At 40.0% G+C, this 14,937-nt stretch carries 19 protein-coding genes and 2 pseudogenes; 8 read left to right on the forward strand and 13 right to left on the reverse strand.

The genetic code is table 11. From position 1 onward, the window contains the following. The coding region (locus JMX98_RS12410) for a recombinase family protein (protein ID WP_201586997.1) at positions 1–473 on the forward strand (473 nt) is incomplete at its 5' end. 126 nt (positions 474–599) lie between these two features. Here the strand turns inward: JMX98_RS12410 and JMX98_RS12415 are convergent. The 6 genes from JMX98_RS12415 to JMX98_RS12435 form a co-directional block, all read right to left on the reverse strand. Next, on the reverse strand, positions 600–806 hold the full coding sequence (locus JMX98_RS12415; protein WP_201586999.1) for a hypothetical protein: 207 nt from the start codon (positions 804–806) through the stop codon (positions 600–602). Between the two features lie 388 nt (positions 807–1,194). After that, a complete protein-coding gene (locus JMX98_RS12420) occupies positions 1,195–1,395 on the reverse strand; it encodes a hypothetical protein (RefSeq protein WP_201587001.1) in 201 nt (66 codons plus the stop codon). A 343-nt stretch (positions 1,396–1,738) separates the two neighbouring features. Continuing rightward, positions 1,739–2,320, reverse strand: coding sequence for a hypothetical protein (locus tag JMX98_RS12425; protein WP_201587003.1), 582 nt, complete (start codon positions 2,318–2,320; stop codon positions 1,739–1,741). Between the two features lie 67 nt (positions 2,321–2,387). Beyond that, positions 2,388–2,894 carry a transposase gene (locus JMX98_RS14115; RefSeq protein WP_227680170.1) on the reverse strand — a complete coding sequence of 169 codons (507 nt, stop codon included), beginning with the start codon at positions 2,892–2,894 and terminating at the stop codon, positions 2,388–2,390. After that, entirely contained in the window at positions 2,869–3,165 is a 297-nt protein-coding gene (locus tag JMX98_RS14120; RefSeq protein ID WP_320157769.1) for an IS630 transposase-related protein, read from the reverse strand. Before JMX98_RS14120 ends, JMX98_RS14115 begins: the two co-directional genes overlap by 26 nt. Before the next feature lie 203 nt (positions 3,166–3,368). Further along, complete coding sequence (locus tag JMX98_RS12435; RefSeq protein ID WP_201587005.1) at positions 3,369–3,821, reverse strand: hypothetical protein; 453 nt, start codon at positions 3,819–3,821, stop codon at positions 3,369–3,371. Positions 3,822–4,109: 288 nt separating this feature from the next. Here JMX98_RS12435 and JMX98_RS12440 point away from each other — a divergent pair, with 288 nt between their 5' ends. Together JMX98_RS12440 and JMX98_RS12445 are read left to right on the forward strand one after the other, a co-directional pair. Beyond that, on the forward strand, positions 4,110–6,233 hold the full coding sequence (locus tag JMX98_RS12440; RefSeq protein WP_201587007.1) for a MobA/MobL family protein: 2,124 nt from the start codon (positions 4,110–4,112) through the stop codon (positions 6,231–6,233). Between the two features lie 372 nt (positions 6,234–6,605). Beyond that, entirely contained in the window at positions 6,606–7,541 is a 936-nt protein-coding gene (locus JMX98_RS12445; RefSeq protein WP_087815676.1) for a replication initiation protein, read from the forward strand. A gap of 23 nt (positions 7,542–7,564) precedes the next feature. Here the strand turns inward: JMX98_RS12445 and JMX98_RS12450 are convergent, their stop codons facing one another. Then, on the reverse strand, positions 7,565–8,071 hold the full coding sequence (locus tag JMX98_RS12450) for a plasmid replication DNA-binding protein (protein ID WP_201587008.1): 507 nt from the start codon (positions 8,069–8,071) through the stop codon (positions 7,565–7,567). 275 nt (positions 8,072–8,346) lie between these two features. On the opposite strand from JMX98_RS12450, the gene JMX98_RS12455 reads away from it, so the two are divergent. From JMX98_RS12455 to JMX98_RS12465, 3 genes are all read left to right on the forward strand, one after another. Beyond that, the gene (locus JMX98_RS12455) at positions 8,347–9,297 is read left to right on the forward strand and encodes a DNA-binding protein (RefSeq protein WP_201587010.1); all 951 of its coding nucleotides are present in this window, start codon (positions 8,347–8,349) and stop codon (positions 9,295–9,297) included. Between the two features lie 72 nt (positions 9,298–9,369). Continuing rightward, complete coding sequence (locus JMX98_RS12460; RefSeq protein WP_201587011.1) at positions 9,370–9,717, forward strand: type II toxin-antitoxin system RelE/ParE family toxin; 348 nt, start codon at positions 9,370–9,372, stop codon at positions 9,715–9,717. Between the two features lies 1 nt (position 9,718). Next, positions 9,719–10,021: a helix-turn-helix domain-containing protein gene (locus JMX98_RS12465; protein WP_144297969.1), complete on the forward strand. Its 303-nt coding sequence runs from the start codon at positions 9,719–9,721 to the stop codon at positions 10,019–10,021. A gap of 203 nt (positions 10,022–10,224) precedes the next feature. On the opposite strand, the gene JMX98_RS12470 is transcribed toward JMX98_RS12465, so the two are convergent. The 4 genes and pseudogenes from JMX98_RS12470 to JMX98_RS12480 form a co-directional block, all read right to left on the reverse strand. Beyond that, complete coding sequence (locus JMX98_RS12470) at positions 10,225–10,767, reverse strand: hypothetical protein (protein ID WP_201587012.1); 543 nt, start codon at positions 10,765–10,767, stop codon at positions 10,225–10,227. 25 nt (positions 10,768–10,792) lie between these two features. After that, positions 10,793–11,584, reverse strand: a complete 792-nt coding sequence (locus JMX98_RS12475) for a hypothetical protein (protein WP_265089387.1) — start codon at positions 11,582–11,584, stop codon at positions 10,793–10,795. A gap of 39 nt (positions 11,585–11,623) precedes the next feature. After that, positions 11,624–11,710: pseudogene (locus JMX98_RS14340) on the reverse strand (hypothetical protein); the annotation flags it as partial. Beyond that, complete coding sequence (locus JMX98_RS12480) at positions 11,682–11,885, reverse strand: hypothetical protein (RefSeq protein WP_201587016.1); 204 nt, start codon at positions 11,883–11,885, stop codon at positions 11,682–11,684. The pseudogene JMX98_RS14340 and the gene JMX98_RS12480, both read right to left, overlap by 29 nt. A 476-nt stretch (positions 11,886–12,361) precedes the next feature. On the opposite strand from JMX98_RS12480, the gene JMX98_RS12485 reads away from it, so the two are divergent. Continuing rightward, positions 12,362–12,712 carry a hypothetical protein gene (locus JMX98_RS12485; protein WP_201587017.1) on the forward strand — a complete coding sequence of 117 codons (351 nt, stop codon included), beginning with the start codon at positions 12,362–12,364 and terminating at the stop codon, positions 12,710–12,712. Between the two features lie 154 nt (positions 12,713–12,866). Here the strand turns inward: JMX98_RS12485 and JMX98_RS12490 are convergent, their stop codons facing one another. Both JMX98_RS12490 and JMX98_RS12495 read right to left on the reverse strand, forming a co-directional pair. Then, positions 12,867–13,421 carry a hypothetical protein gene (locus tag JMX98_RS12490; protein WP_201587019.1) on the reverse strand — a complete coding sequence of 185 codons (555 nt, stop codon included), beginning with the start codon at positions 13,419–13,421 and terminating at the stop codon, positions 12,867–12,869. Beyond that, on the reverse strand, positions 13,409–14,548 hold the full coding sequence (locus tag JMX98_RS12495) for a DUF4150 domain-containing protein (RefSeq protein ID WP_201587021.1): 1,140 nt from the start codon (positions 14,546–14,548) through the stop codon (positions 13,409–13,411). Before JMX98_RS12495 ends, JMX98_RS12490 begins: the two co-directional genes overlap by 13 nt. A 253-nt stretch (positions 14,549–14,801) precedes the next feature. Here JMX98_RS12495 and JMX98_RS12500 point away from each other — a divergent pair. Next, a pseudogene (locus tag JMX98_RS12500) lies at positions 14,802–14,937 on the forward strand (recombinase family protein); the annotation flags it as partial.

The raw sequence follows: 14,937 nt of genomic DNA on the forward strand, positions 1-14,937 counted from the left end.
AGCTGATTGAAGACGCTCATAAGGGCGATGTGATCTTAGTTGAGCAGATTGATCGCTTGGCGCGTTTGAACCAAGCTGATTGGGATACGCTAAAAAGAATGCTATCAGAGAAAAAGCTCTCTATCGTGTCAAAAGAGCTGCCGACCTCATATATGGCGCTTCAATCTGAAAGCAGTACAGAATTTATGAGCAGTGTATTGCAGGCCATTAACTCGATGATGCTGGATATGCTCGCAGCCATTGCTCGAAAAGATTATGAAGATCGGCGTAACCGTCAGATGCAAGGTATTGCTCGTGCTAAAGTAGAAGGTAAGTATGCCGGTCGTGGGAAGGATACCGAAAAGCGCAAGATCATCGCTAGTCTACTCAAATCAGGCCATAGCTATTCTGATATTCAGAAAATGGCCAAGTGCTCAAGGCATTTGATCGCTGATGTGGCCAAGGAAAGACTGAGGATGCTCAGTACTCGTTAAGTGGTTCCAATACAGCAGTCTACTATGAGTAGTCTATTAATTGATTAGTGAGCCTTTTTAGATGGTTCCGCTGGGATATATCTATGAGGAATCTATACAGGCATCAAATAGCTTAGATCGGGGCTATTAGCCGAAACCACTAGACCAACAGATTTTATCAACCTCATATTCATCGATTAGAAAATCGTCTAATGAATCCCTGAAACCGGGTTTATCGCTAAGGAAATTTATCGCTTTTTCTGCTTCTTCTCTCGTACTGTAGATACCTAGCATCTTAGTACTATCATCTAAGCCTTTAACTGTATGTTCAAGATGATATACAACCGTAGTCATTACAAACCTCCCTAAAAAAACAGATAAGTTAAGAATAATATATTCTAGAGTTGAAAACTAACGGTTATCAACTATGGTTTAGGTAGACCAAAATTCAAAAATGTCTACATACATTAATTATCAGGCATAGGCTTATACAACGGAAAGCCTAAAAAACGATTCCTAATGGTCATAGCATCATCGTAAGATTTGGCTGAGAATACAAAGATTATTTCTTCTTTCTCGTCAATTGGTTTGCCAAATAACTTAAGAGTCGTTTGAGTCGAACTTTCATTTTGACTCAGCTGATAGAAATCAGCTTTAATTTGATTGTTTATGTTTCTTAGGTCATCATTAATAGATCTCTTGCATAAGTCATTGCTAGCCCTTGATACTTCGTTAACGAAGGTTAATAAAACGGTACTTTTGCAAGAGGTCTAATGATTTGTAAAATCATCTGATCGTTTCCATAATCAATTTCAGCTAACTCTTCATCTGAAATGCTAGGATTGTCTAACAAATGTTGCATAGAACTAATGCGATAAGCTACTGCTTCTTGCAATAAGCTAATGAATTTTGGAGGTAGGTTTAGAACAAGTGTTGGATTCATATGAGTCATTGTATAATCTGATAATAGATGTGTTAATAAGGTTGTTAGGCAAGATAATACATCAAAAATACAATGTCATTTTTAAAGTTATATCCAATAGAATCAGAGTACAACGAGTTCTCTCAACAATTATCTTCCATAACTCCCGTTGTTGAAATACTGTTCGATGCCTGTATAGCGCACCGATCACGAACAGAATATATATAATAAGTACACCATGAAGTACACTGTGACTATTTCAGCGAGTTAAAACGTTGATGCCATTAGCTCACAGCTTAGCGTTCAAGTCCTCACTAGGGGACCGAACCAGTGAAGGCACCTGATTGATTCGCCATAGGTATACTTATTTATTGAATAGATCTTTACCATTCCAGTACCTAATGTATTTGAAATAAGTCCAGATACCAACTAGACCTGCAATACACCAGCCAAGCTCTGCCCACCACATAAAGGGATCTTGAATATAACGACTTTCAAATAGACCCCAACAGTTCCGAGTCAAAAAACTATACCCACCTGATAATATGGCCGTAAAGCACATCAGTACAAATATAACTTTATAGCCTATCCATTGTAAATCTAGTTCGTCTTCTAGCTCAGATTTTTCACAACATATTAATTTTTCTTTCTTCATAAATCTATGATGGATACCTGTATACATTAAAGCTAAAACCCACCAGCCCATTATCCTTGCAGTAGTATACAAATAACTAAAGTTCCCACTTCCTATCCCTCTAGCATAGCTATTAGGATCTAAAATGTGCGCAATACCTGCAAAAAAACCTAATGACAATATAAAAATTATACTAAAGTTATCAAACACTCTACCTTTCCAAATAGTCCTATGTTTTCTTTTGCGGTTATATAGAGATATAAATAAATAGAATATTATTATAGGAGTTAAGGGTAGCCATATTTCCATCATGTGCTTATTACCTCCTTATGAATGTAACTATATAAAAAACAATAGCCTCTCAACTGAGAAGCTATAGTCAGTTCAAAACAAAAGTGTTATGTCTAGGACAAACATCATAAAATAATTTGGATAAGTCATTTTCCATCCACCCTTGGCGTAGAAACTTCACTTGAGCCCATTTTTTCTCAATAGGGTTCAAGTCTGGGCTGTACGGCGGCAGCCATAGGATACGATGACCATGCCTGTTCAGTAATTTTTGGATACGTCTACTTTTATGAAACCGAGCGTTATCCATGACAATCACGCATTTGGTTTTAAGGCTTGGGATTAGGGTGTGTTTGCACCAATCGTAGAATATGCCGCTGTTAATGTTGTGTTCAAAGTAATCCAGTGCAAATAGCATCTTTTCATATAGAGCCCCAATGACGTTGGTTCGCTTTTTACCTTGCCAGTTGTAGCTGTCGGGTGCATAACCATGAGGACGAATGGTCTGGCTTTCAAAACCGCTTTCGTCCATATACACAATGGGATAACCTTGCTGTTTAAAGTTATCAAGCTTACTCTGATACGCCGCTCTTTTTATTGGACATGCTTTTGGATGCTCTAAGGTCTTTTTTTTGACTGATGCCTAGGCGTTTTAAAGCCTCACAAATGGCTGGGGCAGTACAGTTGAACCGTCTTGCTCTCTCATAGTGATAGTCATCAGGGTAACGCTCAACGTCTTTGCGTAGTGCATCATCCGGTATTTTTGATGGCGTAACATTGCGAGTGCTCTTACTATGCAGCCGTTTCTTCCACTTTTGAATAGTGGTTGGACTAATGTCATAAAAAGAGGCTGCCTCGGCAAAGGTCATGCCATCTGCTAAGCTTTAAGAACTTGTTTGCGATAATCTAGTGAGTAAGTCATACTACTCCTGCCAAATGATTGGCACTTCATCAGAACGCTCTATAGAAGTTGAGCGGCTTAGGCTCATCATAGTATGACTAGCTACATTATTAGTAGAGATATTTGGAATAAATAGCGTCCACGATTTACTTGTGCCTAACTAAAAATACATTATCCACGATAACCTTCATTATAGGGCGGTAACGCATCAACCTGCTGATCTGAGAATAACTCACGGATGTCATTATCCGTATATTCCGTATCATCAGGCTGCTCAACTTGATCATGCTCCTGATCAGCTGGCTGATCATTAGCTTTAGACGACTCTTTATCTAGGCCTATATCACCACCCAAGCTTTTCACCATACTTGCAAACAACTCTTTATCTGACTTTCTGGTTAAAAACTCTGGAAAGTTTTTCGCAAAGTAGTTTTGAATAAATTTTTCATCCTCACTCCCTCCTGCTAACACCTGTCCTAAAAAAGCGCCCATCAATATTTTTTGTTTGTTTAATCGCTTATCAAGCTTCACTTGCTGCAGCTTAGCTTTACGCTTTAACTCTTCTAAGCGTTGACGCTCTTTTAACTTATTGAATTCTTGATTATCAAAAATAGATCCTGACATAATCACAACTCCTTTTATTAATATTGATTTAGCATAGCAAGGCGCCAGGCATCATTCAATGATCTATGCTACTCTTTAAGGTAGAATAACTCTAAATCTGATATATTTTATTTTAATGGGTGATGGTGATGTCCCCCTGACTAAGGGCGAAGTAACGACTCAAAATTTAATCTATCCACTTCGTTACTATTCTTAATTTTGAATCCTTCTTCGTTGGGGAAACCCCAAACCCCGCACACCACGAAAAGCGGTGGTGTGCAAAAAGCAAAAATAGCAGGTGGCTCTTTTATGACGATGGTACACATTGCAACAAAGGCAATTTCTCGAAAAGCAGGGCAGTCGGCAGTGGCGTCGGCGGCCTATCGTGCTGGCGATGTGCTTGATGATGCCAAATATGGCAAGACCCATGACTATAGTAAAAAGTCTGGGGTGATGAGCAGCGATATCGTTTTACCATTTTCATTAAAGGCGCTTGGTGTGAGTGTGGATCGGGAGACGCTTTGGAATACCGCTGAAGCGGCAGAGACACGTTCGGACAGTCGGGTAGCGCGTGAGTGGCTGATTAATTTGCCTCATGAGTTGTCTGAGGAAGAGCGCCATTCACTGGCTATCAACTTTGCTCAAAAGCTTTGTGACGATATGGATGTGATTGCGGATGTGTGTATCCATCGTCCGGTGATGAAATTGCCTTTTGATCCTAATGTACCGCCAAGCTCGAAGTATTTGCGTGAGGGTGAGGAGAACCCTGATCCCCGTAATTTTCACGCGCATATTTTAGTCACTACTCGAGCGCCTACCGTTGGACCAAATAAAACCTTGGCATTTGATCCAAAGCTTAAGACCCCGTTTGAGTGGTCTAATAAAAAACGTAAGGCGCATGATCTGCCGTCATCGATGCAGGAGATTAAGCGTATTCGTGAGATGTGGGTAGATACCGCCAATAAGGTGTTGGCCGAATATCATTTACCGCTGATGGATGCACGCAGTTATAAGGATCAGGGGCTTGATCAGCAGCCCACCATTAAAATGGGCGTTGAGGCGACGGCAATGGAGCGTCGAGGCATCACAACCGAAAAAGGCAATACCAACCGCGCCATCAAAGCACGTAACAAATTGGTGGCTGACAACCATATCAAACAGGAGGCAGACAATGAGCGACGAATTAGCGCACTTAGAAAAGGACTTGCTTGGGCAACTGAGAAAAATGCAAGACTACCTGGCAGCATTGGAGGCACAAAACAACGAGCTGACTTTGCAAAACACCTCTCTGGAAGCTCAGAATACTACATTACATACTGCACAAAACAAAATAATAGAACAGCAGTTCGAGTTGACGACACAAAACGATGTATTGAAGAGGCAAAATCAGGCATTGCTTGGGCAGCTAAACGATGCGAAAACCTACCAAAGCGATGTGATGACACAAAACAAAGAATTAATGACACAAAACAAGCAATCGAGGGAATCACTGAAGCTATCGGAAAATCAGATATTGAAATTAACAAAGCAACTGAGCGAAGTGCAAGACCAACCCCCAGCCCCTTCGATGACAACGCACGACGAGCAAGAGCTGCTCGACTTGATCGACAAGAAGGACGTATTGATCGAGACACTCGAGCAAACCGTTTTAAAGATGAGAGAATCTTTGAGTATGCTGAACGTATGAAGCTGCACCTAGCGATGCGCTTGATACAACGTCATGGTGAGGCGATGGCTATCAACTGGGCGCAAGGAGAAACCGCGGCTGACGCCCCTGATAAATTTGATCAGCGTCAAGTGGCACTACTTAGCGAGTTTGCACAGCGCCATGGTATTGAGGACCACGATAAAGCGGTGGAATTTACCGCGCACTTACGCCAAGTGGCCAAACGTTTTGATCACACGCTGGTTGAGAACAACAAAGCCATTATTAAGCTGTTGCGTGATCCTAATGCTGAACGTGAGCAGTATCTAGCGCTTACCAAGCATTTTACAGATTTTAGAGACAATATCGATCAAAAACGAACGGCATTTAATAGCAGTATTATCGACAAACTGGGCGGTAGCGCAGGAGAGGTTGGCAGAATGACTCGGGACACCATGTCATCGTTCAGCTATATAGAAGAATTAATGGATTACATCAATCAGGATAACTGCCCAGCTGAGGCAAGAGACGTTGCCAAAGAACATCTAGCAGATACCTTAGATAAAACCTGTCAGCAGTTTAAGTTTGCTTTGCGTGATGTTAACTCTTTACCACCAACCCCGCGTAAAACCTACTCAGAGGCGCTTAAAGCCACTTTAGAGACGTTTACTGAGCAATATGGCAAAGAGCTGTCTGAAGGACAATACAGAGCACTACAGGACGGTTTAGAGTCTTACCAACATCAAATTAATAAAGCTCGTTCACCTAGCCGAGGGTTTAGTCCTTAGTCTAATCCTCAAGAAACCATTATTGAGGGATAAATTGCTGATGCAAGCTACGTGGTTTAAGTGATGTTTTTTCACTTATCCACAGAAAATTTTATCACCCGTTTCTTTAAGGGTTTTTATTTGATCCTGTTTACTCCTGTTTACTCCTGTTTAAGAGCCTTTTTTCACCTTTAATATCAATAGCTTACAAAGAGAAAAAACAGTAAATGAGCAGAAAAAACAGTAAATGAGCAGAAAAAACAGTAAATGAGCAGAAAAAACAGTAAATGAGCAGAAAAAACAGTTATATATTAAATACTGTTTATTTGACTGTTTTTGATGTTACCATAGCTTGAATGTTTTTAAAAAAACAGTAAATGAGCAGGATTAAAAATGGAAAATAATTTAGTTGTTCAATCAAACGAGCTGATTTTAGCAACATACACAATGCAAAAAACAGACAAAGAGCTAATGCTAGCGTGTATTAGTCAGATAGACAGCAGACCTGACGCACCAGAAGTAACAAAACAGACTGAATTTAAAGTGTCTGTAGATGATATAAAGTCACTGTTCTTTGGTAAGAAGTCTAAAAACGAGCAGAACGTCTATCGTGATATGGAAAACGCAAGTAAGCGTTTGTATGACGTTGATATTGTAATGAGCTTGCCCGAAAACAAAATACTTCAAACAAGACTTATCAGTAGTATTGTCTATGACCCGGATAACGGAGAAGTTTCTTTATCTTTTGCAGAAAAGATTTTGCCTTATTTGACACAGCTAAGAGCTAATTTTACTAAGTATAAGTTGCTTGAAATCGGCGAGTTATCAAGTATCCACTCAATACGTTTATATGAATTAGTCGTTATGTGGGTTAATCAGTTTCAGTACAGCAAAGATTTTACACTTGAAGAATTTAAGCATGTAATGAATGTCAAAGGTAAATACAAGCAGTTCGGTCATTTGCGACAATTTGTTATTGAAACAGCTATTAACGACATTAACGAGAATACAAACTATAGTGTTAGCGTGGAGTATCAGAAGAAATCGAGAGGTAAGGGATTTAGAGGCTTAAAGCTGAGTTTCCATAAAAAAACATTAGACAAGCTAACGGGTGCAGACGGTGCATTATCGCAAGCAGCCATCCAGTCCATTGTCGATAGCGTGCAGTTTATGAATGATTATAACGATCATCCAAGCCTAAGTTATGACGGCAAAATGCAGACTGACGCATTTAAGCGCGAAATGATTAATATCATACAGCGAGAGCCTGAAAGCTTTAACAAGCCCAATAAGGCTTTAGAGAGCTATTTACCAAAGATTAAACACTAATGTTTTTTCAAAAATCCTTATAGTCAAAAGAACCACCGTTTTTTCTTCTTAGCCATCACGACGATTGAATCGTCTCTTTTTTCTTGCTCTTGTGCAAGTGGCGGCTCATCGCTCATTTCAGCTTGCTTAAACTCTAACAGTCTCACTTGTGCGAAATCTTGGATACTGGCGTTGGCTTTATCCAGTGTTTTGTTCAATTGTCCTATCTGTTGCTGATAATTTTCAATTAACTGTTTTTGATCGTTTACCTGTTGGCTGAGATGTTCATTCTTGAGCTTTTCAAGCGCTAATTGGTGTTCAATGTCCGTATTGTACTGAACACTTTGATTGTTCAGAGGTGTACTTTGGACAGCGTCCGCTGAACGTTCAGTACGTTTTTTAGAAATTGGCTCGCCAAACACTCGCAACATTTCTGAAACGTCTATTTTCTTATCTGCTGTTCTGGAAAGCTCGCCATCATTGATCTTCTGATAGATAGTGGTTCTCGATACACCCCACTGTTGCGCTGCTTTTGTCACCGATATGTTCATTGCTCACCTAGTGTTCAAGTACGTTTTTAAGACCTGTATAGTGCAACTGTTCAGAACGTTCAGTGAGTAACTATCGCACCAACCTCACCATTTGGCAAATACTAATGCTCTATCCGTGTCTGCGGCCAACCATCAACTCAATACATTAAAAGACACCTCAAATCACCCGAGGTTTTTTGTATTCTATATTGTAGTATGTTGTATATTATATTATACTATATACAACATACTACAAACGCTACATATTTACTCATACAAAATTAAGGATAATAATTATGGCCATTACTACACAGCAAATTCATTCTATTGCTGATCAACTGCACGAACAAGGTATCAAACCTACTTTAGCCGAAGTGCGTAAGGCGCTGGGTGGTGGATCATTCACGACCATCAGTGAAGCCATGAAGTCTTGGCGTCAGGATAACCAACAAGAAGAGCAGCTAAGACAGGTTGAGCTACCAAGTAGCATTGCTGAACGCTTACAAACGCTTGGTGCAGATATGTGGCAGACGGCCATTGATATTGCCAATGATCGTCTGGTTAAAGAACGGGAGGCTCTAGAGAGTATTAAGGCCAAGTCGCAAGCTGAGACAGATGAGGCTCAAGAAGCGGTTAAGACCCTAGAGAGTGAGCAGGCTGATTTGTTAGAACAGCTCGATGAGGTCACAGCAACTGCAGAGGCAACGGCTATCACCGCGGCTCAAGTGACTGCTGAACGGGATGTGCTGACACAGACACTCAGCGATACTCAGCACCAGTTGGAGCTTGAACGAGCTAAAACAGTGGCAGCTCAGGCCCAACTTGGTGACCTGCGTAGCAGTTTTGATCAGCAAGCAAAAGAGCTGAGTGCCAACATATCGAAGGTGGCCACACTTGAGGCTAACGCTGCTGGTGATAAAGCAGAGGTTGCCCGTTTAAGTGCAGAACTTGAAGCAGCTAAGACAGAGTTAAAAGCAGTCACCACTGAGCGCAATGAGATCGCAACCGCTACTGCAGAGGTTAAAGGCGAGTTAAAAGCGATTACCGTTGAACGCGATAAGCTATCAGGACTTCATGAGCAGCTGACGCAACAGCAAGCGGCACTAAACACAGATCACCAGCTGCTGCTTAAGCAGTATGAAACGGTATCGGCCAGCTATAGCGCTGAGCAAGAAAAGACTGGTGCATTAACGATAGAGCTTGAGAAGATGCAAGTGGCACTGGATAAGAGTACAGATCAGGAGTGACCACGCGTTTTGGTTGCATAGAGTGTCGATTAGCGGTAAAATATAGACTATAATCTATATAGTGACTTTTATATGTGGACTGTCATCACAACCGAACTGTTCAATGATTGGCTGTATCAGCAAGATCAATCGACACAAGAGAAGGTGTTAGCGGCTTTGGTAGCTTTAGAGCAGCAGGGCCCAAGCTTAGGTCGTCCTTTAGTAGACACCGTGTATGACTCAAAATTTACCAACATGAAAGAGCTGCGGGTTCAGCACCGAGGTAAACCACTCAGGGCCTTTTTTGCCTTTGATCCAAAACGGCAAGCGATTGTGCTTTGTATCGGTGATAAGGGCAATAAAAAGCGTTTTTATAAAGAAATGCTAGCCACTGCAGACCAGCAGTATGAGCGTCACATCAAAACTTTAGGAGAGCCATAACATGACTAAGACACTACAAGAGATGTTAGCGGAGCGCTCAGAAGACAGCCAAGCTCGTATTCAACAATTGGCCGACCAGCTGCTTTTGGAAAACCAGCTGTACCGTCTCCGTGAAGAGCTTGAGATCTCTCAAAAAGAGCTTGCTCAGACCCTAGGTATTAAGCAGCCGTCATTGTCTGCTATAGAAAATCGTGGCCATGATCTTAAAATATCAACTATGAAAAAATATGTTGAAGCCATGGGCGGCAAGCTACGTATTGATGTTGAGCTACCAACAGGAAAGCATGTAGGCTTTAAGGTTTAATGGGTTGTTGACCCTTAAAATGAAATATAACTTAATTAAATACATGTTGGTCGTGTGGTCGAAAGCGTTAGATTTGGTACTATATGTGTGATAGCTGGTTTTATATAAAAATTTGAGCCTTTCCTAAATTTCGTGTAAGTACTTCTACAATCTAAATAATAGTTACACACTTTTTAGGAAAGGCTCAGAAAATGATCGTCTCATTAAGTCTCTAGCCCATAACAAGGTGACAAATAATCAAGTTCAATCATGATAAAAGTCGATATATTCTCTGTATGCTCATACTTTCCTTGTAAATTTTCTACCCATATCAATGCAATGGCATTATCTTTACACAAAATAATGGACTTATCATTAACCTCTTGATTGGGTGTAAAAGGTAACCCTGAGTTTTGTAAGTCATAAAACTGTTGTAAGCTAATAGGTTGCCATCCTTGGCTTTTTAATTGCTGACCCAAACTTATTAGTTTATCTTCTGAATATTCAGGACTGGTATAATAACTAAAAAAACTACTGCTTCTAGATGAAATAACAAAATCTGCATCTTCATAACCCATAAACTCAGCAATAGCTTTAGAAGTCTGTTCTAACCAAGGCGTTTTTTGCTCAAGCTCTGTTTCTAATACTATTTGTTCAGGTCCCATCATAGGCGAATTGCTTAAAGTTAGCATAAAACCGATAATTAAAATAACAATCACACTATTTATGAGCAGCGATTTTACTGTTAAATCTCCCAAAAATCTCATTTTATCGTTGCCTTTTTTATATTGATTACCATTCTATTTCAAACTCTTTATTATCATTATAAATATATTCTTTTTTATTACTATCGTATTCAATATTTAGTTCTGATAAATCTAACTGACGCATGTTAGTTGAGCCACTTGCAACACCGAAAACATTACTTTTAGCACCACCTATCGTTCGACCTGCGTCAAAAGATGTCATGCTAACCAGACCATCATCAGTTTGAGAGTAGGTTATTGCTCCACCACCGTAAGCTACATTAGTATAACTACCTTTGCCTCCTAGCCCTCTATCCATAGCGTTGACTTCCGTCAAATTATCTGGGGCATCTGTTACCCATCCTATACCATACACTGCACCGCCCGATGGTTTAGAATCACTTTTTATACCTGCATTCGCTGTTACAGGTACATACACATTCCCATTATGAACATTGATCGAAATTGTACCAAATGTCTCAATACCGCCGATATTCACGCCACCTTCCATATATGCGAAATCAGCGTTATAGTCCTCTGCAATACTTCTAGCTGCTGTCAACATACCTGCGTTAAAGTCGCCCTTGAAAAATTTCGCATAGTTCTTTGAGTTCCTAAGAAACTTATCTCTTGTTTCCTTCAAATTCTTTGCTGTTTCAGAAGGTATGTCTAAGAACTTCTGCCACAGTTCGGCAGCACTGGGCCCTCCAGTACCCGCCCAAAGCCCACCGTCTGCTAAAGCGTCCTTAGTTGCTTGATCAGCCCATTGCGCCATAATTTGCTCAGCCTGAGCGGCATCTACCGTGACATACTTCCCTTTGACATTGCCGTTGTTCATGGTGCAAGTGTCACCTTCTCTTATCAACGCCTTGCCTTCGATAAATATCGTGCTAGATCCTGAGGTGGGTTTGACCTCACCCCCTACAGTACCCGATCTAACACCGCCCCCCTCTACCCGCTGCATCACCGAAGCATTTGGGCTGAATGGTTTGATCCAGCAGATAAGCAGGCTGACCGTTGAAAAAGGTATGTTCGGCTGTCGCCTCTGCATTATCGATAAATGAGTACAATGTATAACCGGCAACAGCATCTTTTTTATGGGAGGTATAATTGAATGAGGGTCCAGAACTAATTGCCATAAGTACTGTATCTTTAGAGCCTGCTGATGGTAATTTACTCATTATTGATATTCCCTTCCAGAACTAAATCTGATCTAAGCGTTGTTATTACGGTATGCAATCCCAACTTTTGTGTAATAATACGGTGTCTGCTTCGTAGACGCAATTACGGTTATGGTATCTAATCAGCATTCAAGCAGATTTATAGCGGTATACCTATGGCGAATCAATCAGGTTCATTCACTGGTTCGGTACCCTAGTGAGGACTTGAAACTTTGGCTGTAGACCACTGATATCAATGTTCTAACTCGCTGAAATAGTCACAGGATACTTCATGGTGTGCTTATTATACATATTCCATCAGTGATCGATGCACTATACAGGCATCGAACGTATTTCAGTAACAGATGTTATAGTAAAAAATTACTAAAGTGGATCAGAATGAAAAAATGGTTAACTTACAGTCCTACGTCAGGTGATAAAGGTTAATAAATTTAATGAGAGATAACTTAGAAAATACTAAGTCAACACATGAAAATTCAATTTATAAAAAAATTGGTTTAGGCATTTATATTTTATTTGCTTTGATTTATTATTTTTTTATGAGAGATATGTTTCTTGATGGAACTTTTTTCCTTGTAGCAGGTATAACGCTTCTTCTAATTATTATATTTAATTTCTTTAAAAAACATAAGTATGATTTAGGGGTTATAGCGTTTTGTATATATACTCTTATATTTGGTTCAGTTGATTTTTTCCAGTTGAATAAATCAATTTCAGCTGTGGCTGCCATTGTATTATTGATAATTACGATATTTTTACACTACAAGCCAGTTAACAAAGGTTAATGTTACCTTGCTATTCGTGATCGGTGCGCTATACAGGAACCAAACTTCAATGACTATAAAGTTCGAGGGTATCTGATTTTAGGTGGCAGGTTCTTTCATAGTCGTAATCATTAGGATACCGGATGAAGTCAAAAGCTCAAAGGAGGATCCTTTGTTAATGCCGATACGGGTCAGGTCCTTCGCCACGCTCAAAATCTAGCATACGGACTGCTTTACTAAGAAAATCTTGATTGTCTATCAATTCTCGTTCTACATAAAGACAATTATTGATAACAACATATTTAAAACCTCCTCTTTTTATAATATCTGGCAGCAAAGCTTTGTCTAGATTATCTAGTGGTCTTGTTTCATATCTATTGGCTCTTTTGTTTAACCTTCTGTACTTAAATGGGACATATCCTTCTGGAATATTGTCATCTAAAAGTTCGTTTTGTATATCACGGTTGATATTATCAAAAAAATCCTTTTTATTCATTACTCTTCTCTCCATGTAAACTTTATTGTTTTCAACAACATAGCTTATGTTCTCGTTTTCCAATACAGTTATCAACACATCGTTATCAAACTTATTTAAACACTGGCTTTCGATGACATTATTTACTATTTCGAGCTTCTCTAGGTTTAATGGAATATAATCTCTTTGCACAGTGCATGACGAGGTTAGGGAAATGAAAAAGCAACAGCATAAAGCAAAAGTCAATCTATCCATTCGATCGATTCCCATTTTTTAGTTTCTGGGTTATAGATACCTTCAAAAGATGACTGCCATTTGGATTCCATTAAAAAATCTTTTGCACCGTCGTTTTCTTTTAGATATATACCATCGTCATCGCTCACCATACCCGTTCCCGGTATGCGAAACCCTTGTCCTTCATTCCAATCGTAAGGATCACTCCAATTCATACTGACAATCCCCTCTCCTTTATAGTGTGAATCGCCATCTTTATATAATACTATTTCAACATCCGATCTGATATCACTTGCTCCTGATGCGTAGGCTAACTCAGAAAGTGGGTTGTATTCGTAGATATCAGCATCCCAGCTGTCTTTAGATACTATTTTATTATCGTCTATAGAAAATTCACCTGTTTCACCCTGTAATTGATTGTTCTCAATATAACCTCTGATTCTTTGTTCTGCATCTTGTATAGCGCCATATTGCCTAATATAGTCAGAAGGAATATTTTTAACACCACCTTCACCATCAATAAAGCGTTGTAGATTATCTGCCGCAAAATCTTGTCCTAAGAACCTAGCTCTAGCAATCATGGTCTCATATGCTTCCCTAATTCTAGTGACCTCTAAAGCCTGTTCAGATTTTGTAGGGTACACCTTACCAGTCCGTCGATCAGCATTTCCCCCTCCAGGACCCACCCAAAGCCCGCCATCTGCTAAAGCTTGCTCAGTTGACTGATCAGTCCATTGCGCCATAATTTGCTCAGCCTGAGCGGCATCTACCGTGACATACATTCCTTTGACATTGCCGTTATTCATCGTGCAAGCATCACCTTCTCTAACCAGCGCCTTGCCTTCGATAAATATCGTGCTTGACCCTGATATAGGTTTGACTTCACCGCCTATCGTCCCTGATTTTACACCGCCCCCAATACCTGCGGCATCACCGAAACATTTGGGCTGAGTGGTTTGATCAAGTAAATATGCAGGCTGACCGTTAAAAAAGGTATGTTCGGCTGTTGCCTCTGCATTATCGATAAATGCGTACAAGGTATAACCAGCAATAGCATCTTTTTTATGTGAGGTGTAATTGAATGAGGGCCCATTACTGATTGCCATAAGTACCGTATCTTTGGATCCTGCTGATGGCATCTTGGTCATTATTTATATTTCCTTCTAGAGTTAAAATTGATCTAGCCATTGCTATTACGCTATGTAATCCAAACTTTTGTACAATCACAATGTGTCTAATTTGTAGACGCAATTACGGTTATGGTATCTAATCAGCATTCAACTAGATTTATAGCGGTATACCCCAAAGGAACCAGCTGTTTTACCCTTCAAACCTATTAACAGACCACTTAAAACAGACTGGTATAATGGAACCACTTATAACAGACTGTTTTAGGTGTTTATGTTTATCAGAGCGTATCTACGAGCGTCTACCAAAGAACAAGATGCTAAGCGTGCCAAAAGCGAGCTCATAGCATTTGCCAACGATCATGGCCACAAAATTGCTGCCTTCTATGTCGAAAACGAATCAGGCGCTA

It is taken from the genome of Psychrobacter sp. HII-4 (assembly GCF_904846595.1).
GTDB classification, from domain to species: domain Bacteria; phylum Pseudomonadota; class Gammaproteobacteria; order Pseudomonadales; family Moraxellaceae; genus Psychrobacter; species Psychrobacter celer.

Bases quoted from the DNA above. Each gene is read 5' to 3' on its own strand.
- JMX98_RS12415 (WP_201586999.1), bottom strand. From the start codon at position 806: ATGACTACGGTTGTATATCATCTTGAACATACAGTTAAAGGCTTAGAT.
- JMX98_RS12420 (WP_201587001.1), bottom strand. From the start codon at position 1,395: ATGAATCCAACACTTGTTCTAAACCTACCTCCAAAATTCATTAGCTTA.
- JMX98_RS12425 (WP_201587003.1), bottom strand. From the start codon at position 2,320: ATGATGGAAATATGGCTACCCTTAACTCCTATAATAATATTCTATTTA.
- JMX98_RS14120 (WP_320157769.1), bottom strand. From the start codon at position 3,165: ATGACCTTTGCCGAGGCAGCCTCTTTTTATGACATTAGTCCAACCACT.
- JMX98_RS12435 (WP_201587005.1), bottom strand. From the start codon at position 3,821: ATGTCAGGATCTATTTTTGATAATCAAGAATTCAATAAGTTAAAAGAG.
- JMX98_RS12440 (WP_201587007.1), top strand. From the start codon at position 4,110: ATGACGATGGTACACATTGCAACAAAGGCAATTTCTCGAAAAGCAGGG.
- JMX98_RS12445 (WP_087815676.1), top strand. From the start codon at position 6,606: ATGGAAAATAATTTAGTTGTTCAATCAAACGAGCTGATTTTAGCAACA.
- JMX98_RS12450 (WP_201587008.1), bottom strand. From the start codon at position 8,071: ATGAACATATCGGTGACAAAAGCAGCGCAACAGTGGGGTGTATCGAGA.
- JMX98_RS12455 (WP_201587010.1), top strand. From the start codon at position 8,347: ATGGCCATTACTACACAGCAAATTCATTCTATTGCTGATCAACTGCAC.
- JMX98_RS12460 (WP_201587011.1), top strand. From the start codon at position 9,370: ATGTGGACTGTCATCACAACCGAACTGTTCAATGATTGGCTGTATCAG.
- JMX98_RS12465 (WP_144297969.1), top strand. From the start codon at position 9,719: ATGACTAAGACACTACAAGAGATGTTAGCGGAGCGCTCAGAAGACAGC.
- JMX98_RS12470 (WP_201587012.1), bottom strand. From the start codon at position 10,767: ATGAGATTTTTGGGAGATTTAACAGTAAAATCGCTGCTCATAAATAGT.
- JMX98_RS12475 (WP_265089387.1), bottom strand. From the start codon at position 11,584: ATGAACAACGGCAATGTCAAAGGGAAGTATGTCACGGTAGATGCCGCT.
- JMX98_RS12480 (WP_201587016.1), bottom strand. From the start codon at position 11,885: ATGGCAATTAGTTCTGGACCCTCATTCAATTATACCTCCCATAAAAAA.
- JMX98_RS12485 (WP_201587017.1), top strand. From the start codon at position 12,362: ATGAGAGATAACTTAGAAAATACTAAGTCAACACATGAAAATTCAATT.
- JMX98_RS12490 (WP_201587019.1), bottom strand. From the start codon at position 13,421: ATGGATAGATTGACTTTTGCTTTATGCTGTTGCTTTTTCATTTCCCTA.
- JMX98_RS12495 (WP_201587021.1), bottom strand. From the start codon at position 14,548: ATGACCAAGATGCCATCAGCAGGATCCAAAGATACGGTACTTATGGCA.